The organism is Staphylococcus microti (assembly GCF_000934465.1).
In the GTDB taxonomy this organism is placed as follows: Bacteria; Bacillota; Bacilli; order Staphylococcales; family Staphylococcaceae; genus Staphylococcus; species Staphylococcus microti.
Genome location: NZ_JXWY01000107.1, coordinates 48,426 through 66,410, shown reverse-complemented (window position 1 = coordinate 66,410; position 17,985 = coordinate 48,426). Strand labels below are relative to the sequence as shown.

Sequence of the window (17,985 nt, the reverse complement as noted above, 5' to 3'; positions counted from 1 at the left end):
CGTTCCTCCTATAAATAAGATGATGTTGCTACAAGCATAATGTGTGCTTCAACATCTCCATGATTGGATAATCTATGTTCTTTCGTTGCTTTAAAGTAAAGTGCATCCCCTTTGCGTGCATCAAACACATCATCTCCTAACGTCAGTGTCACCGCCCCTTCTAAGCAGTAAATAAACGTATCAGACATCGACGGTTCAAATGTTTTATACGCTGCATTCGGTTGCAATGTGAGCAATAGCGGCTCCATATCGAATTCATTTGATGTCTTAACCGGCCATTGTAAAAAATAGCCTTTATCATATTCATCATACGTCAGTTGTTCTTCACGCGGATAATGTACTTTCGTCACTTGTTGCTGCTCAAAAAAATCACGCGGCGTCGTACCGAGCACTTCTAATATATTAAGAAACGTCTCCATACTTGGCGATGTCTTATTGCTCTCTATTTGTGATATATAGCCTTTAGACAAATCCGTCCGTTCCCCGAGTTCTTCTTGCGTCAGATTTTTAAGATGTCGTAAATCTTTAATCTTTTGACCAATTTCCATCTCTTCACCTACATCTTTATAACATTCCATACAAAAAAGCTGTACTAAGTTTACTTTTACTAAACATTTTGTTTAACGCTTAATAAAAATAACAAAATACAGCTCTAATTACAACCATTTTTTCATCTTTTTTATCGATTGCTCAAAGTTTTAGCATCCGGTGTATTTTTCGCTTTTTTCATCACTTGATAACTGTCATATCCACTTGCTTTTTTAAAGTCATCAAATATATTTTTTTCATCTGCTTTACCCGGTACTACATCTTTAAAAGCTCGATAACTGTCCATTAACTGTTCACGTTCTACAGATGATTCATAATACGCTTCAATCTTATTAAAAAATTGAATGACATCTAACATTTCTTCATGTGACCAATCGACATCAATCGGATATTGATATTCCATGTACATTTCACCTCTTTCACGTAAATCACGCTTATTCATGAAGCTTATATTCTGTGGTGGATAGATCATTAAAAGTACCTAGTTTTATTATAATTTCATATATATAGAAATAGCTAGGCATGTCGAAGCGTACAATCTTAATGGGTTATACGCTTGTTCAGTACCATCGTTTCTTTATTACTCGCTTTCCTGCAGTCCTCGCTCGAACTAATAAACGCTTTATTTTAAAGTATTTAGAAGCGTTTCTGGATTTCTCACTTCGGCTTATGCTGCTATGAGTCTCGCAATAGAAACGATCCTTCATGGTTCTCAATACACACTACAATACAATAGCTCGTTTTATCAAGCAAAAAAGAGACCAAGCACGATGGCTCAGCCTCTTTATATATTAACACGAATGATTACATTGTGTGGATTGGTAAACCGATTGCTTTTTCAGCAGCTTCCATGCTCATTTCACCTAATGTTGGGTGCGCGTGAACAGTTAACGCGATATCTTCTGCATTCATGCCTGCTTCGATAGCAAGACCTAATTCAGAGATAACGTCAGAAGCACTTGTACCAACAACTTGTGCACCGATTAACGTGTCGTCTTCTTTAAGTGTGATTAACTTAACGAAACCGTCAGTGTCGTTTAATGATAATGCACGACCGTTTGCTTGGTAAGGGAATTTAGATGCTTTGTAAGCAATACCTTCTTCTTTAGCTTGCGCTTCAGTGTAACCCACTTGTGCAAGTTCAGGTTCTGTGAAACATACAGCAGGCATACCGATGTAATCTACTTCAGCATTTTGTCCTGCAATTGCTTCAGCAGCAACTTTTGCTTCATAGCTTGCTTTATGTGCTAATGGAAGACCCGGAACAATGTCACCAATTGCAAAGATACTGTTTACTGAAGAACGACCTTGTTTGTCAACTTCAACTAAACCACGATCAGTAAGTTTTACGCCAGCTTCTTCTAAACCTAATTCTTCAGTGTTTGGACGACGACCTACAGTAACTAATACGTAGTCAGCTTCGATTGTTTTTTCTTCGCCTTTCACTTCGTAAGTTACTTTAACACCGTTTTCAGTTTCTTCAGCTGATTTTGCTAAAGCTTCTGTTTCGATTGTCATACCTTTAGCTTTCATTTTCTTCTTAACAGGTGCAACCATTTGTTTTTCGAATCCACCAAGGATTTCTTTCGCACCTTCAAGAATTGTTACTTCTGTACCGAAGTTAGCGTATGCTGTACCTAGCTCAGAACCGATGTATCCGCCACCGACAACAACTAATTTTTTCGGTACTTCTTGTAAGTTTAATGCACCTGTAGAATCTAATACACGCTCACCAAACTTGAAGTTAGGGATTTCGATTGGACGTGAACCTGTCGCAACGATTGCATTTTTGAAGTTGTAAGTTTGTGCACTTGTTTCGTCCATAACGCGTAAGCTGTTACCATCAACGAAATAAGCTTCACCTTTAACGATTTCAACTTTGTTACCTTTAAGTAACGCTTCAACACCGCCTGTTAATTTGTTTACAACAGAACCTTTGAAGTCTTGTACTTTACCAAAGTCTAATGATACGTTTTCAGCTGTAATACCTAGCTCTTCACCATGTTTCGCATGGTCGTAACGATGTGATGCGTTTAAAAGTGCTTTTGATGGAATACAACCAACGTTAAGACATACACCACCAAGGCTACCTTTCTCAACGATTGTTACTTTTTGTCCTAATTGTGCTGCACGAATTGCTGCAACGTATCCACCAGGACCTGCACCTACGACAATAGTATCTGTTTCAATTGGAAAATCTCCGACTACCATATTTTACCCCTCCATTAATAATAGTTCTGGATTGTTTAATAAACGCTTGATGTGGTTCATTGCGTTTTGACCAGTCGCACCATCAATTTGTCTGTGGTCAAAGCTTAATGATAATGATAATACTGGTGCTGCTACAATTTCACCATCTTTAACGATAGGTTTTTGAGCGATACGACCAATACCTAAGATTGCAACTTCTGGGTGGTTGATAACTGGTGTGAACCATTGTCCACCTGCAGAACCGATGTTACTAATTGTACATGTTGCACCTTTCATTTCATCAGATGTTAATTTACCATCACGTGCTTTAACAGCAAGTTCATTGATTTCATCTGAAATTTGGAACATAGACTTACGATCAGCATGTTTTACTACAGGTACTAAAAGACCTCTTTCTGTGTCTGCAGCAATACCGATGTTCCAGTAATGTTTGTGTACCACTTCGCCTGCTTCTTCATTGAATGAAGTGTTAAGCGCTGGGTATTTTTTCAATGCAGAAACTAATGCTTTTACAACGTATGGTAAGAATGTAAGCTTCGTACCTTGCTCAGCAGCAATTTCTTTGAATTTTTTACGGTGATCCCATAATGCTTGAACATCAATTTCATCCATTAATGTTACATGAGGCGCAGTGTGTTTAGAGTTAACCATTGCCTTAGCAATCGCCTTACGCATTGCAGGGATTTTTTCAGTTGTTTCAGGGAATTCACCTTCAACAGAAGCTGCTGGCGCCGCTGACGCTGCTGGTGCTGCTGATTCAGTAGATTCTGCTGATACTGTTTCTGTTGCAGCAGCTGCTTGACCGCCACCGTTTAAGAATGCATCAACGTCCTCTTTTGTAATTCTACCATTTTTACCTGTACCATTAACAGCTTTAATGTTCACATTGTTGTCACGTGCATATTTACGCACTGATGGCATTGCTTTGATGATACGGTTTTCGTCTACTTCTACATCTGCTTGAGGGGCTGCAGCAGGTGCTTCTTCTTTAACTTCTTCTTTTGGCGCTTCTTCAGCTTTAGGCTCATCGTTGTCATGTCCTTTGAATTGGATGTCGCCTGCATCTGGTGCGTCGATTTTTACAATTGTGTCACCAACAACAGCAACTGTACCTTCTTCAACTACAACTTCTTCAATTGTTCCTGTTACAGGAGATGGAATTTCAACAACTGATTTGTCGTTTTGTACTTCACATAGAATGTCATCTTCTTCAATAGCGTCTCCAGCTTTAATGAACCATTTTACAATTTCACCTTCGTGGATACCTTCACCAATATCTGGTAATTTAAATTCAAATGCCACGTTGTTTCCTCCTAATTTTAAATCAAATTTTTTCTGCCGAATTCGTAGGTGTCGAGTTAAATTTAGCACTTCTCTTCGTTATACAACAAATATTCATGCTTATATATTATCTTAAAAGCAGCTCGCTAAGAGTAAATCCCTCAACAATATTGAATGGCTTTACGAAGCGAGCTAACTTTTTATGCATCATTGCTCAAAAGAGACAACTCACATAACAGTCAGTCTGTTATTAGAATTCTAATGTTTCTTTTACTTTTTCAATGATATCATTTTTATTTGGTAACCAAACATTCTCAGCTTGAGTGAATGGATAAATTGTGTCAGGTGCTGCAACACGTCCGATAGGTGCTTCCAATGAAAGGATCGCACGTTCAGATAATTCAGCTACAACGTTTGCGCCGACACCTGCTTGTTTTTGAGCTTCTTGAACTACGACAACGCGTCCAGTTTTTTCTGTAGAAGCGACTAAAGTGTCGATGTCTAATGGTTGAACTGTACGTAAGTCGATCACTTCGATTGAATGACCTTCTTTTTCTAGTTCTTCAGCAGCTTTCATTGCTTCTTGTACCATTGCACCGTAAGTAATGATTGTTAAATCAGTACCTTCACGTTTAACGTTGGCTTTACCAAGTTCAATTGTGTACTCTTCTTCAGGTACTTCTTCACGGAATGAACGGTATAATTTCATGTGCTCAAGGTATGCAACTGGATCGTTGCTACGGATACTTTCAATTAATAAGCCTTTTGCATCGTATGGACCAGATGGAATAACTACTTTAAGACCTGGTGATTGAGCAAGAATACCTTCTAAGTTGTCAGCGTGAAGTTCTGGTGTGTGCACCCCACCACCGAATGGTGTACGGATTGTAACAGGTGCAGCTTTTGAGTTACCAGTACGGAAACGGTGACGTGCGATTTGACCTGCTACAGAGTCAAATACCTCAAATACGAAACCTAAGAATTGGATTTCCATAATTGGACGGTAACCTTGTGTCGTAAGACCTAATGCTAAACCACCGATACCAGACTCAGCTAAAGGTGTGTCGAATACTCGGTCTTCACCGAATTCTTTTTGTAAACCTTCTGTTACACGGAATACACCACCGTTAACACCAACGTCTTCACCAAAAATCAAAGTGTTTTCGTCGTTTTTAAGTTCAGTTGCTAGCGCGTTATTAATCGCTTGAACCATTGTCATTTGTGCCATGGCTTACTTCGACTCCTTCTCTTTGTAAATTTCATATTGTTCTGCAAGGTTTTGTGGCATGTCTTCATACATGATTTCCATTAATGAAGTCACTGTTTGTTTAGGTGTGTTGTCAGCTTCTTTGATTGCAACTTTAATTTCTTCTTTAGCTTGTTCAATCACTTCATTTTCTTTTTCTTCAGACCATAAACCTTTGTTTTCTAAGAACTTTCTGAAACGTACGAGTGGGTCTTTTTCCTCCCATTCTGCATCTTCATCAGAAGTTCTGTAACGTGTTGGGTCGTCACCAGCCATAGTATGTGGACCATAACGGTAAGTCATTGTTTCGATTAATGTTGGACCTTCACCAGCAATCGCACGGTCACGCGCTTCTTTAGTTGCTTGGTATACAGCTAATGCATCCATACCGTCAACTTGAATACCAGGGATACCTACTGCAACTGCTTTTTGTGCCAATGTTTCAGCAGCAGTTTGTTTAGAACGTGGTGTAGAAATCGCGTAGTTGTTGTTTTGGATTACAAAGATAGCTGGTACTTTGTAAGCTGACGCGAAGTTGATACCTTCATAGAAGTCACCTTGTGAAGAACCACCGTCACCAGTGTAAGTAATTGCAACAGCTTTTTTACCACGTTTTTTAAGACCGAATGCTACACCCGCAGTTTGGATGTATTGTGCACCAATGATGATTTGTGGACTTAATGCGTTCACATCCTCCATTTGGTTACCTACAAAGTGTCCACGTGAGAATAAGAAAGCTTTTGTTAATGGTAAACCGTGCCAGATTAATTGTGGTACGTCACGGTAACCTGGAAGAATGAAGTCTTCTTTCTCTAATGCAAATTGTGAAGCAAGTTGTGATGCTTCTTGACCTGCTGTTGGCGCGTAGAAACCTAAACGTCCTTGTCTATTTAAAGAAATTGAACGTTGGTCTAAAATACGTGTCCAAACCATTCTTCTCATTAATTCTACTAATTCTTCATCTGATAAATCTGGAAGCAAATCTTCGTTAACCACATTACCATCTGTGTCTAAGATTTGAACCATTTCAAACTTCGATTCAGTATCTTTCAATACTTGTTCTGCATCGAATTGGGCTTTTAACTTAGCAGCCATGCAATTCACCATACCTTTCCCTTTTTATATATAATTCATCTTAAATAATTGTAACACAAAACTGTGTGACTTTTAAGTGGTTTGATGCAAGTTCTGTAGTAGTTGGTATCACTACAGTTGTCGAAACTGTTATAGTTATTCTTCAGAACTGTTATATATTAATTATTTAAAATCGGTTCAATATCTGCACGTTCTGTTTGTGCTTTTCGGATTGTTTTTGAGTACGCTTTCACTTTGTCATTCATCTCTTTTTGTGCTGACTGTAATGCTTTTGAACGCTCGTCAACACCCTCTTGCGTACCTGATGTGTCTTGGAAATAACTAAATAAGTCTTTTTCTTTCGCGATGACATTTTTGTATCCGTTCAAAAAGTCTCCGTGTTTCGCATATTTCTCTTCTAAAGCTTTGTTGAATTCATCAAGTTCTTTCTTATCTTCCTCATCTTCTACTTTTCCAGCTGATTTTTTCAACGTTTCAAATGCTTGTTTTGATTTGTTCATCGCTTCTTCTTCTTTTTTCAGCTGTTCTTCACGTTTATTCGAGTTGTCAAGAAATGCTTTTACTTTATCTTGAACAGAAGAAATGTCTTTACCACTTACTTCTTTAGAAATTTTTTCTTTTTCTTCTTCAAGTTTCTTCATTTCTTTATTCACTTGTTGGATGGGTGCTTCTGCTTTTTGAAGTTTTGTTAAACCTTCATTATACTTTTCAAACTGCTCATCATCTTTGTTACACCCAGCAAGTAATATCGTTGCTGCTAATGCGACACCTAATGTTTTTTTCATTTTCATAAGCTTTTTAGCCTCCTTCTTAGTCACTCGTCATTGTAGTGAAAACGACTCGATAAATCAAACAATAATCTGTTGTGTCCTATTGATAGCTAGCAATATTGGGAAGTAATAATTCTATTCCATTCTAACTTTTTTTGATATATTGATAGATAAGGAAGGTGTCAATATGTTAACTATGAAAGATATTATTCGTGACGGACATCCAACACTTCGCCAAAAAGCGGAGCCGTTGACATTCCCGCTCACAGATGAAGAAAGACAAACATTATTAGATATGCAACAATTTTTACGTGATAGTCAAGATCCTGAAATAGCAGAAAAATATCAACTTCGCAGTGGTGTCGGTCTTGCCGCACCGCAAATCAACGTTGCAAAACGCATGTTTGCTGTTTATCTTCCAGATGATGGTAACGGCAAATCATATGACTTAGGAATTGTAAACCCTAAAATTGTCAGCCATAGTGTACAAGACGCATACTTGCCGACGGGTGAAGGTTGCTTAAGTGTTGACGAAGATATTCCCGGATTAGTTCACCGTCATCACCGTATTACGATTAAAGGGTTTGATATTGACGGCAACGAAGTCAGCTATCGTTTAAACGGATACGCTGCCATTGTTTTCCAACACGAATTGGATCATTTAAATGGCGTGATGTTTTACGATCACATCGATAAACAAAATCCGCTTACACCTAAAGCTGGTGCCATCGAAGTGTAAAGTCATTCGATTCATAAAAGATGTCGTTAGAAATATTTCTGACGGCATTTTTTCTTTTTATTTTCTCGAAGATATTTAACCATTTTGTCAGACGTTTGAACCCCCTCGTTTATAATAAACAATACTTCCCTATCTACTTTTCACAATAAAAACCAATAATTCATTCTTCCTTATTTTCTATTTATAACATTCCGCTTTATTTATTGCCTAAGTTCATGTAAAATAAATCTAACTGGGTCGTATGTTTTGCTTTATTCATACGCACATCAAGTACGGAATTGAAATATCGACAACATGCTACAACTGTATGATATCAGTAGATGAATTGAATTCTGTTGAACAAACGTTTGACATTCATTCGATTCATATTTTTATTTATACTTCTATTATGATGGAAATAATCTGTTGCGCAGTGTAGTGTCCTTGTCACAAATATAAATTAGGTAATTATTTAGGAGGCATTTATTAATGGCAATTTTTAAAGTATTTTATCAACATAATCGTGATGAAGTGATTGTTCGTGAAAACACACAATCAACGTATGTTGAAGCTCAAACAGAAGAACAAGTTCGTCGTTTCTTAAAAGAACGTAACTATAACATTGAATTCATAACTAAATTAGAGGGCGCACATTTAGAATATGAACAACAATCAGATCACTTTAACGTGGAGCGCGCAGAGTAATGAAACAACTTCAAAAAAATGAGGTTGGCGTATACGCGCTTGGTGGCTTAGGTGAAGTTGGTAAAAACACTTACGCCGTCGAATATAAGGACGAAATCCTAATCATTGATGCAGGTATTAAGTTCCCGGACGATAATCTACTCGGTATTGACTATGTCATTCCGGATTATACGTATCTTGAACAAAATCAAGATAAAATTGTGGGACTCGTTATCACGCATGGTCACGAAGACCATATCGGTGGTGTGCCCTACCTGTTAAAAAAGATTAATGTACCAATCTATAGTGGTCCGCTTGCGTTAGGACTCATTCGTAATAAATTAGAAGAACATAAATTATTACGCACTGCATCTTTAAATGAAATTACAGAAGACAGTGTCATAGAATCAAAACATTTCAAAGTGAGTTTCTACTTAACAACACATAGTATTCCAGAAGCATACGGTGTTGTCGTCGATACGCCTGAAGGTAAAATTGTACACACAGGTGACTTTAAATTCGACTTCACACCAGTCGGTGCCCCTGCCAATATGGCGAGAATGGCACAGCTTGGTGATGAAGGTGTCCTTTGCTTGTTATCAGATTCAACTAACGCACTGGTTCCTGACTTTACACTCAGTGAGCGTGAAGTTGGACAGAACGTGGATAAAATTTTCCGCAACTGTACAGGACGTATTATTTTTGCGACTTTCGCATCTAATATTTATCGTGTACAACAAGCGGTTGAAGCTGCAGTGAAATATAACCGAAAAATTGTGACGTTCGGTCGTTCAATGGAGAATAACATCAAAATCGGTACTGAACTTGGTTATATTAAAGCACCACCTGAAACATTTGTAGAGCCTAGCAAAATTAACAGTATTCCAAAACACGAATTGTTGATTTTATGTACCGGCTCGCAAGGTGAACCGATGGCGGCACTTTCACGTATCGCAAACGGTACACACAAACAAATTAAAATTATTCCTGAAGATACGGTTGTATTCAGTTCTTCCCCTATTCCGGGTAACACGAAAAGTATTAACCGTACCATTAACGCATTGTATCAAGCAGGTGCTGAAGTTATTCATAGCAAGATTTCAAACATCCATACATCAGGTCACGGTTCACAAGGCGACCAACAATTGATGTTACGCTTGATTCGACCAAAATTCTTCTTACCGATTCACGGTGAGTACCGTATGCTCGTAGCACATGGTCAAACAGGTGTCGACTGTGGTGTTAAAGAAGAAAATGTCTTTATCCATGACATTGGCGATGTTTTAGCATTAACACGTGATTCTGCACGTACTGCTGGTCGCATCCCTTCTGGTAACGTATTAGTAGACGGTAGCGGTATTGGCGATATTGGTAATGTTGTGATTCGTGATCGTAAATTACTTTCTGAAGAAGGACTTGTTATCGTTGTCGTTAGCATCGACTTCAATACGAACAAGTTATTATCAGGACCAGACATTATTTCACGCGGTTTTGTGTACATGCGTGAATCCGGTCAACTGATTTACGATGCACAGAAGAAGATTAAACAAGAAGTCATTCAGAAGTTGAACAGTCAACCACAAATTCAATGGCATCAAGTGAAGTCTTCAATCATTGAAACATTACAACCTTACTTGTATGAACAAACAGCACGTAAACCAATGATTTTACCAGTCATTATGAAAGTCAATGACGATAAATAATAAAGCGAAAGCGGTCATGTCCTCTCAACTTGGGGCGTGACCGCTTTTTTGGATATTCTCTAGAAGCTCAATTCATAGGGTTGGACAATTTCTCCACCAACACTTCAGCTGATTCAATCATGTCAAAATCACCCTCGAGTCCAAAAAAAGAGACAGCGTATCGCCATCTCATTTTTTTTACTAATGTGCAATTTTCTTTTCGTAACGTGTTAAGTCATTATCATGACCAATCATAATTAAAATATCATCAAATTCCAGCGCCATGTCTGGATCTGGTGACACGATAATTTCTTTACGGCGTTTAATCGCAATAATATTAATACCATATTGAGCACGAATATCTAAATCAATTAATGTTTTACCTGCCATTGCTTCAGTTGCTTTCATTTCAACGATTGAATGCTCATCAGACAACTCCAAGTAGTCTAACACTGTCGCACTCGCTACGTTATGCGCAATACGACGTCCCATGTCACGCTCTGGATGTACAACGGTATCCGCACCAATTTTATTCAATATTTTCGCATGGTAGTCGTTTTGAGCTTTCGCCGTTACTTTTTTTACACCGAGTTCTTTTAAAATCAGCGTTGTTAACGTACTCGCCTGTATGTTTTCACCTATTGAAACGATGACGTGATCAAAGTTACGAATCCCTAAACTTTTCATAACCGCTTCATCTGTCGTATCTGCCACAACCGCATGGGTCGCAATATCGCTATACTCATCTACACGATGTTCATCTTTGTCAATCGCCATGACGTCCATGTCCAATGCGTTCAGTTCGCGTACAATACTGCCACCAAAACGCCCTAAACCGATGACTACATATTCTTTATCCATGATTGAACCTCCACAATAAATTGCGCTTAACAATAAGCGTGTCATTTCTATTGTTCTAGCCTACATCGCGCGCTTTTAGAACATATTTATTTTCCACCCATATATGCTTCTTGTCAAATATAATCACTATTATATATAAAACGCACATTGCGTCATTCTATACAATAAAATAGTTTGGTTGTCTGAATTTATGAACATCAGTTAAGCAGGGATTGAGGAATCAATAGGTTTCTCTAGCAAATCCATATACACCATCTCCAAAACAATATGCTAACACTTACTCTATATGTTAGCATATTGTTTTATTCTGTAAGCAAAACTAATGGTAATATCTAATCCATAACGGAAGATATAATATGAGGTGCTAAAATAAAAAAGCCAATATGACTAATCTTTAGTGTCACTCATCTGAACGATTCCCCTTCCAATACAAAAAAGAGCCTAACTAGACTTCCTGTTAATAACACATACTGAAGTAACATATATTGACGCATTTTTGCATACTATGGTAAGTTAACATCACTGCAAAACATTTTCTATATCAAAATGAGGTGCCTTATGACAAAAGTGATGATTTACACACAAAATGATTGTCCACCTTGTACGTTTGTTAAAAACTACTTAACTGAACAGAACGTGGACTTTGAAGAACGTAATATCGCAAACCCAACATACCGTAATGAAATGATTGACCGTGATGCGTTCTCAACACCGTTTATTTTACTAGATGATGAACCGATGTATCAGGTAGATATGGACAAGTTGAATCAAACGTTAGGAATATAAAAAACCCGAGTCAGTGCGACTCAGGTTTTTTGCTTTATTTATACAGTTTTTGATGTTGCGTCTTTAACAAGTGTTACGACTTCATCTACTGTCGCACAGTTCATCGCACGATCAGCTAACTGTGTCATTTCAGTTGTGCTTAATCCTTTGATTTGACGACGTGCTTTTAAAATAGATGTTGCACTCATTGAGAACTCATCTAAACCTAAACCAAGTAATAATGGGATCGCTGTTTCGTCGCCTGCCATTTCACCACACATACCTGTCCATTTACCTTCTTTGTGAGACGCGTCGATGACTTGTTTCACTAAACGTAAAATAGATGGGTTATATGGTTGGTATAAATATGACACGCGCTCAGACATACGGTCAGCGGCCATTGTGTATTGGATTAAATCATTTGTACCGATACTGAAGAAATCAACTTCTTTTGCGAATACGTCAGCTAATGCAGCTGTTGATGGGATTTCCACCATGATACCTAATTCGATATCATCGCTTACTTCCACGCCTTCGTTTTTCAAGTTTTCTTTTTCTTCAAGTAATAATGCTTTGGCATCACGGAATTCTTGAACTGTCGCAACCATTGGGAACATAATGTTCAACTTACCGTAAACAGATGCACGCAGTAATGCACGCAATTGTGGACGGAAGATTTCAGGTTGATCTAAACATAAACGAATCGCACGGTATCCTAAGAATGGGTTCATTTCTTCCGGCAGATTTAAATATGGTAATTCTTTATCTCCACCAATATCAAGCGTACGAACAACGACACGCTTGCCGTCCATTTCTTCTAATACTTTTTTGTATGCTTCGAATTGTTCATCTTCTGATGGCATGTTATCGCGTCCCATGTACAAGAATTCTGTACGATAGAGACCGATTCCTTCTGCACCATTATTTTTAACACCTTCTAAGTCGTTTGGTGTTCCAATGTTTGCAGCTAATTCAGCATGTTTACCATCAAGCGTTGTTGTAGCTTCGTCGCGCAATTGTTTTAACGCTTCACGATCTTCAAAGAACATATCGCGTTTTTGTTGGTAAGCGCGTACTTCATCTTGTGACGGGTTGATGATTACATCACCTGTCAAACCATCAACGATAATCATGTCACCGTTTTGAACAGAGCCAGTAACAGCTTTCGTACCAACAACTGCAGGGATTTCTAATGAACGACTCATAATCGCAGAATGTGACGTACGTCCTCCGATGTTCGTTACAAATCCTTGTACATATTGTTTGTTCAATTGTGCTGTGTCTGACGGTGTTAAATCGTGTGCCACAATAATAACACTTTCATCAACGATACTTGGGTTTGGTAACTCAACACCTAAAATATGTGCAAGCACACGTTTAGAAACGTCACGAATGTCTGCGGCACGTTCTTTCATGTATTCGTTATCCATTGATTCAAAAATCGTAATGAAGTTTTGTGTCACTTCTGTTAGTGCATGTGGTGCACTTGCGCTATCGTCTTTAATCATGCTTTCAATTGGATTAATCAACTCAGGATCATCCAGCACAAGTAAATGCGCGTCAAAAATTGCTGCTTTGTCAGGACCTAATTGTTCCTCAGCGTTATTTCTGATTTTTGTTAATTCGACCTTCGCATTCGTCAAAGCGTCGTTAAATTTTTTAACTTCGCCTGCTGGGTCTTCTGTTGTTTGTTCACTATAGCTTAAGTCGGGTTCTACGAGCATATACGCTTTGGCAATCGCAACACCATCTGACGCTGCAATACCCTTAATCATCGTTGACATTATTTTGTCAAACCTTCTTTTGATAAGACTTCAGTAATTGCTTGAATTGCTTCTTTCTCATCGCTACCATCAGCATAAATTGTAATTTCAGCGTCTTTACCAACACCTAAGCTCATAACACCCATGATTGATTTTAAGTTAACTTTTTTAGCATTGTATTCTAATTGTACATCTGATTCGAATTTTGAAGCTGTTTGTACTAACATTGTTGCTGGTCTTGCATGAATCCCTGTTTCGTCAATAATTACATATGATTGTTGTTCCATCTTGCATCTTACTCCTTCTACTCTCTAATTTTTAGCATAAGCTAGTTCACTTCGCTACATGCCTTAACATTACCAAAATTATAAGTCAAATTCAATTGTGAAACCATTATCAAAACATGACTTTGCCCTTTTTTTACAAATTATCGAAAAAATTATAGTAGTGACTTGACAACATTCTCACATTTTTGAATATGTTCCTTGCCGACTTTCGTCATAAAATAGTAACTTAGCGATGCTGACACGGCTTGCCCAACGATTGGGAACCAACGTGTTTGTTTCGCTGCTGTTCGTTTTGCAACGTCACGCACGAACACTTTCAATAGACCGCTTGATACTTTTTTACCGATCAATTGTGTCCCTTGGATGCCCGCTGCCATTACAATACGATTTCGCATATCGTCACTCATTTTATTAACTTGCTTATGGTCTAAACCGTATACTTTATTAATATCTTCAATGACGTCTTTCATCAGTTTCATATCGACACCAAAGTCGAAACCTGGTATCGGAACAACTGTTGCCCCCGATGATAATAAAGCTTTCTTCTTCACGATTGTTTCAGCTTGTTTACGACGTGCTGCCACTTCTTCAGTCGTTAATGGTAACGCACTTTTATTTGTCACTTTTTCAATATTCAACACTTTATTGCCTACAAGTTCTGTAATTTTATTTGAAATTTTCATTGTATAGCCACCTTTCACATATAAGACTCTACCTTATACCCTTTTAGCAGATAGTTAATCCATTAATGTTACAAAAACGACTTTTAAATATTTAGATGGCTTGTAATGCGGATGTGTTTTGAAGTCTTTCGGTAAACCCATCACTTCATCAATACGATAAGGTACGCCTAATCCAGACAGCGTTTGCTTAATCATATTTTTAAATGCCTTTAATGGGTACATACTATGATTCGTACTTAATACAAGTGTGCCTTTTTCATTCAATAATGGCAATGCGCCTTTAATCAACTTGTCATAATCCTTCGTTACAGAAAACGTCTTTTTCTTGTTGCGCGCAAAACTAGGTGGGTCAATGACAATCGTGTCATACGTTAAACCGTGACGCTCCGCATATTTGTAGTAATCAAACGTATCCATCACGTATAGTGCTTGCGTTTTCGGGTCAATACCATTCAATCCGAAGTTCTCTTCCGTCATTGGACGTGAACGATTCGCCAAATCAACACTTGTCGTTTGTGTTGCTTGACTCGCAGCAATCACAGAAAAGGCACCTGTGTAACTAAATAAATTTAATACATGACGTTCTGCGCTATAGTAGTCACGAATTTTTTTGCGTACTTCTTTTTGATCTAGAAAAATTCCTGTCATCGGTCCATCGTCTAAATGCACATTATAAAAAGTAAAATTTTCTTCAATTACGATTGGAAACTCAGGTGCTTCTCCAGTTACAAAGCCACCTTGAATATCTGAATCTTTGAAACGTGTTTTTTCATAAATAGATGTGTATGCAAATGTTTGTGTAATCGCTGCAACGATATCATCACGAAACGCATAAATGCCTTGTGAATACCATTGAATTAATAAATGACCGTTATAATGATCAATCGTTAAACCACCGATCCCATCGCCTTCTCCATTAAATAAACGGAATGCATTTGTCCCATCAATGTTGTAATAATATTGACGTTCTTCACGTGCAGCTTCAAACACATCTTCAAAAAATGCTTGATTAATATCTGCTGTTTCATCATATGTCAGCACCCAGCCAATCCCTTTATGTTGATAGCCAACATAACCGGTTGCGATATATTGATCTTGGGCTGTTTTCAAATGGAATACATCGCCACTTTGCAATGCACCTTGTTGATAAATATCCTCTTCTTCAATCAGCGGATAGCCATTCATATATTTCGTTTCTTTACCTTTATTTAAAATTGCTGTTTTCATTGTATCAGCCTTTCCTCTTTTCATTCTTTTCTATCTTAACATGAAAAGCCATGTCCTTTTGCCATTTCTAACAAAACCTAAAAAAGAGCGAGAGATTGTTCTCCCACTCTTCATACCTATTATTCCTTGATTGCTGGCTGACGCAATTGCAAAATAAACGCGATAATCGCTGGTATCAGCATCAATACTAAAATTGGTGTAATAAATATTGATAACAGTAAACCATGGAAAAGAATAACGATATACTCTGTTAGCAATTTAAAGAATAAAATGCTGATCATAAACAATTGCAAGTAATAATGCTTTCCTTTCAGCATAAACGTAATAGACGTAAAAATATATGCAATCGCAATAAAGAGTAATAGTAACAAGCTAATCCATTCGTATACATATTGCGTTTGTGACAACTGCCAATCACCCGATGCAAACAATGCATTTCGGTTATTGAATTCTAACAAAATAAAGAATAACAAGATGACACCACAAGCGATATTGACATAAGAACGCTTAAACCATGTTGGACGGCGACGTAAAAACGACGGAATATCGTCTTCTTCAAGCTTTGCCCAACCGAACCAATGTTCTTTAATATAGTCACGTTTCGCACGTATTTTTTCAATATTAATGCTACGACGCGTACGATGTGTAATATCATGTGTGAATTCTGTTGTACGACTTTGAATATCTTTGAAGTGTACTTTCGATTGATCATCGAACTGATATTTTTTACTGCGCAAGTACTGGTTCGCTTCTTCGTCAACTGTTTCATGAAAGACGGGTAATGAACGACGTAAAAATAAGAAATTCCATATCGCCATCTGACCGATTAACCATAGTACGACAAAGAAAGAGTTAATACTCAATACATCAATCGGCGCAACTTCGCGTCCTTCCAAACGCGCATAAAGTGCCAATTGTGTAAATAAATAACTGATACCATAACCAAAAATCAACCATAGATAATGCTGTTTTCGATGTAATGGATTCAGTTCATCTTTAAACGTAATATAACCGATATGAATCAAAAACGGCACGATGAAAATAAACGCTAAAATGCCGTACACTTGAGACATAAAGATTAATGTTAACACGAAGAAAATAATCCCGATAACTAGGAAGAAAATCGAAATATCATAATCAAATCGTGTTGTATTCGTTAGCACTCTTGCAATGCCGATCATTAGTATCCCAAATGCTAATATAATCAAGCCACTCACTAATGGGAAATCACCGATATACTTACTCATCACACGAATGATTTCATTGAAAAACGCCATAATAAAATCCCAAACGCTATCAATACGTGGCACGTGGTGTTTCCCGTCTTTAAGTTGTTGAATGAGTGGAATGTTAACAAAGATGACGATACTCAGCAGTATAGAAAGCGCACCTATAATATAGGAATAAATCACTTCGGTGTACTTATTAAAAAAGGACATCCTCTCACCTCACAATTATTATATATGAACAATTGTCTGCTGTCTTTATAATTGACTAAATTCAGTCTTTAGTACGATACATTTTATATGTCGCCGATTGTTTAGCAGTATGGATTAGTTGGACATACGATGCTCAGACACAAAAACTTGATGTTCATGTCATACCCTATTCGGTCGACACCTTAACACAAAATTGGACGCAAAATAAATTTTTTTACAAAATGATGTTTAACGACAAATCATATCGGATATAGATGACTAACAAACAACATAAAGGAGTGTTTAAGCATGTCAGAAAAAGATTTAAAACAAGCAGCAGAACAAGCAAAAGAAAAAGAAGAAGCGTTAAAAGATAAAGCGCAAGATGCGAAAGACGGTATCGAAAAAACAAAAGACGATATCCAAAGCACTTTAGATTAAGTGTTAAAGATATGAAGTCAAGGGACATCGGTTCCTTGACTTTTTATTATTTGACGTGTACATTTGAATATGTCAATTAAATACGCACGCACTAGGGGTGTGAGAACTGAGATGAGGAATTTCCTCAAACCCTTTGAACCTGAACTAGATGATGCTAGCGGAGGAAAGTGTACGATGTTATCAATATTTTATGCGGCATGACGTAGCGCGCTTTATTTGCGTTGTCTGTGTTGCAATATTAATAAACCATTATACATATTCACGCACATCTCTATGATTGGGATGTGCGTTTTTTTATACTACT

Annotated in this window: 18 protein-coding genes and 1 riboswitch; of the genes, 5 read left to right on the top strand and 13 right to left on the bottom strand. The window is 37.6% G+C overall.

Annotated features, from left to right (window positions below; translation table 11 throughout):
- Positions 1-8: 8 nt before the first annotated feature.
- The 7 genes from TP70_RS10035 to TP70_RS10005 all read right to left on the bottom strand — a co-directional run bounded on the left by TP70_RS10035 (position 9) and on the right by TP70_RS10005 (position 7,173).
- Positions 9-548: a helix-turn-helix domain-containing protein gene (locus tag TP70_RS10035; protein WP_044361391.1), complete on the bottom strand. Its 540-nt coding sequence runs from the start codon at positions 546-548 to the stop codon at positions 9-11.
- Between the two features lie 131 nt (positions 549-679).
- Positions 680-952, bottom strand: a complete 273-nt coding sequence (locus TP70_RS10030; protein WP_044361390.1) for a UPF0223 family protein — start codon at positions 950-952, stop codon at positions 680-682.
- A gap of 401 nt (positions 953-1,353) precedes the next feature.
- Entirely contained in the window at positions 1,354-2,760 is a 1,407-nt protein-coding gene (lpdA, locus tag TP70_RS10025; protein WP_044361388.1) for a dihydrolipoyl dehydrogenase, read from the bottom strand.
- Between the two features lie 3 nt (positions 2,761-2,763).
- Positions 2,764-4,062, bottom strand: a complete 1,299-nt coding sequence (locus tag TP70_RS10020) for a dihydrolipoamide acetyltransferase family protein (protein WP_044361387.1) — start codon at positions 4,060-4,062, stop codon at positions 2,764-2,766.
- Positions 4,063-4,291: 229 nt separating this feature from the next.
- Complete coding sequence (locus TP70_RS10015) at positions 4,292-5,269, bottom strand: alpha-ketoacid dehydrogenase subunit beta (protein ID WP_044361386.1); 978 nt, start codon at positions 5,267-5,269, stop codon at positions 4,292-4,294.
- Positions 5,270-5,272: 3 nt separating this feature from the next.
- Positions 5,273-6,382 carry a pyruvate dehydrogenase (acetyl-transferring) E1 component subunit alpha gene (gene pdhA, locus TP70_RS10010; RefSeq protein WP_044361385.1) on the bottom strand — a complete coding sequence of 370 codons (1,110 nt, stop codon included), beginning with the start codon at positions 6,380-6,382 and terminating at the stop codon, positions 5,273-5,275.
- A 158-nt stretch (positions 6,383-6,540) separates the two neighbouring features.
- A complete protein-coding gene (locus TP70_RS10005; RefSeq protein ID WP_044361384.1) occupies positions 6,541-7,173 on the bottom strand; it encodes a YkyA family protein in 633 nt (210 codons plus the stop codon).
- A gap of 166 nt (positions 7,174-7,339) precedes the next feature.
- Here TP70_RS10005 and def point away from each other — a divergent pair, with 166 nt between their 5' ends.
- The 3 genes from def to rnjA all read left to right on the top strand — a co-directional run bounded on the left by def (position 7,340) and on the right by rnjA (position 10,257).
- Positions 7,340-7,891, top strand: a complete 552-nt coding sequence (gene def / locus TP70_RS10000; RefSeq protein WP_044361383.1) for a peptide deformylase — start codon at positions 7,340-7,342, stop codon at positions 7,889-7,891.
- Between the two features lie 468 nt (positions 7,892-8,359).
- On the top strand, positions 8,360-8,575 hold the full coding sequence (locus tag TP70_RS09995) for a DNA-dependent RNA polymerase subunit epsilon (protein WP_044361381.1): 216 nt from the start codon (positions 8,360-8,362) through the stop codon (positions 8,573-8,575).
- On the top strand, positions 8,575-10,257 hold the full coding sequence (rnjA, locus tag TP70_RS09990; RefSeq protein WP_044361379.1) for a ribonuclease J1: 1,683 nt from the start codon (positions 8,575-8,577) through the stop codon (positions 10,255-10,257). The genes TP70_RS09995 and rnjA overlap by 1 nt, the downstream gene beginning before the upstream one ends.
- A gap of 180 nt (positions 10,258-10,437) precedes the next feature.
- Here the strand turns inward: rnjA and TP70_RS09985 are convergent, their stop codons facing one another.
- Positions 10,438-11,097 carry a potassium channel family protein gene (locus TP70_RS09985; protein WP_044361377.1) on the bottom strand — a complete coding sequence of 220 codons (660 nt, stop codon included), beginning with the start codon at positions 11,095-11,097 and terminating at the stop codon, positions 10,438-10,440.
- 558 nt (positions 11,098-11,655) lie between these two features.
- On the opposite strand from TP70_RS09985, the gene TP70_RS09980 reads away from it, so the two are divergent.
- The gene (locus TP70_RS09980; RefSeq protein WP_044361376.1) at positions 11,656-11,883 is read left to right on the top strand and encodes a glutaredoxin family protein; all 228 of its coding nucleotides are present in this window, start codon (positions 11,656-11,658) and stop codon (positions 11,881-11,883) included.
- A 38-nt stretch (positions 11,884-11,921) separates the two neighbouring features.
- Here the strand turns inward: TP70_RS09980 and ptsP are convergent, their stop codons facing one another.
- From ptsP to auxA, 5 genes are all read right to left on the bottom strand, one after another.
- Positions 11,922-13,646, bottom strand: coding sequence for a phosphoenolpyruvate--protein phosphotransferase (ptsP, locus tag TP70_RS09975; RefSeq protein WP_044361374.1), 1,725 nt, complete (start codon positions 13,644-13,646; stop codon positions 11,922-11,924).
- On the bottom strand, positions 13,646-13,912 hold the full coding sequence (locus TP70_RS09970) for a phosphocarrier protein HPr (protein WP_044361372.1): 267 nt from the start codon (positions 13,910-13,912) through the stop codon (positions 13,646-13,648). The genes ptsP and TP70_RS09970 overlap by 1 nt, the downstream gene beginning before the upstream one ends.
- A 152-nt stretch (positions 13,913-14,064) precedes the next feature.
- Positions 14,065-14,595: a hypothetical protein gene (locus TP70_RS09965; RefSeq protein WP_044361371.1), complete on the bottom strand. Its 531-nt coding sequence runs from the start codon at positions 14,593-14,595 to the stop codon at positions 14,065-14,067.
- Positions 14,596-14,649: 54 nt separating this feature from the next.
- Positions 14,650-15,822: a class I SAM-dependent rRNA methyltransferase gene (locus TP70_RS09960; RefSeq protein ID WP_044361369.1), complete on the bottom strand. Its 1,173-nt coding sequence runs from the start codon at positions 15,820-15,822 to the stop codon at positions 14,650-14,652.
- A 119-nt stretch (positions 15,823-15,941) separates the two neighbouring features.
- Positions 15,942-17,261, bottom strand: coding sequence for a lipoteichoic acid stability factor AuxA (gene auxA, locus TP70_RS09955; RefSeq protein ID WP_044361368.1), 1,320 nt, complete (start codon positions 17,259-17,261; stop codon positions 15,942-15,944).
- A 288-nt stretch (positions 17,262-17,549) separates the two neighbouring features.
- Here auxA and graF point away from each other — a divergent pair, with 288 nt between their 5' ends.
- On the top strand, positions 17,550-17,681 hold the full coding sequence (graF, locus tag TP70_RS12605) for a glycopeptide resistance-associated protein GraF (RefSeq protein ID WP_206168186.1): 132 nt from the start codon (positions 17,550-17,552) through the stop codon (positions 17,679-17,681).
- 83 nt (positions 17,682-17,764) lie between these two features.
- Positions 17,765-17,864, top strand: a riboswitch (TPP riboswitch).
- The last annotated feature ends 121 nt before the right edge of the window (positions 17,865-17,985 follow it).

Coding starts and splice junctions, on each gene's coding strand:
- TP70_RS10035 (WP_044361391.1), bottom strand. CDS start 548: ATGGAAATTGGTCAAAAGATTAAAGATTTACGACATCTTAAAAATCTG.
- TP70_RS10030 (WP_044361390.1), bottom strand. CDS start 952: ATGGAATATCAATATCCGATTGATGTCGATTGGTCACATGAAGAAATG.
- lpdA (WP_044361388.1), bottom strand. CDS start 2,760: ATGGTAGTCGGAGATTTTCCAATTGAAACAGATACTATTGTCGTAGGT.
- TP70_RS10015 (WP_044361386.1), bottom strand. CDS start 5,269: ATGGCACAAATGACAATGGTTCAAGCGATTAATAACGCGCTAGCAACT.
- pdhA (WP_044361385.1), bottom strand. CDS start 6,382: ATGGCTGCTAAGTTAAAAGCCCAATTCGATGCAGAACAAGTATTGAAA.
- TP70_RS10005 (WP_044361384.1), bottom strand. CDS start 7,173: ATGAAAATGAAAAAAACATTAGGTGTCGCATTAGCAGCAACGATATTA.
- def (WP_044361383.1), top strand. CDS start 7,340: ATGTTAACTATGAAAGATATTATTCGTGACGGACATCCAACACTTCGC.
- TP70_RS09995 (WP_044361381.1), top strand. CDS start 8,360: ATGGCAATTTTTAAAGTATTTTATCAACATAATCGTGATGAAGTGATT.
- rnjA (WP_044361379.1), top strand. CDS start 8,575: ATGAAACAACTTCAAAAAAATGAGGTTGGCGTATACGCGCTTGGTGGC.
- TP70_RS09985 (WP_044361377.1), bottom strand. CDS start 11,097: ATGGATAAAGAATATGTAGTCATCGGTTTAGGGCGTTTTGGTGGCAGT.
- TP70_RS09980 (WP_044361376.1), top strand. CDS start 11,656: ATGACAAAAGTGATGATTTACACACAAAATGATTGTCCACCTTGTACG.
- ptsP (WP_044361374.1), bottom strand. CDS start 13,646: ATGTCAACGATGATTAAGGGTATTGCAGCGTCAGATGGTGTTGCGATT.
- TP70_RS09970 (WP_044361372.1), bottom strand. CDS start 13,912: ATGGAACAACAATCATATGTAATTATTGACGAAACAGGGATTCATGCA.
- TP70_RS09965 (WP_044361371.1), bottom strand. CDS start 14,595: ATGAAAATTTCAAATAAAATTACAGAACTTGTAGGCAATAAAGTGTTG.
- TP70_RS09960 (WP_044361369.1), bottom strand. CDS start 15,822: ATGAAAACAGCAATTTTAAATAAAGGTAAAGAAACGAAATATATGAAT.
- auxA (WP_044361368.1), bottom strand. CDS start 17,261: ATGTCCTTTTTTAATAAGTACACCGAAGTGATTTATTCCTATATTATA.
- graF (WP_206168186.1), top strand. CDS start 17,550: ATGTCAGAAAAAGATTTAAAACAAGCAGCAGAACAAGCAAAAGAAAAA.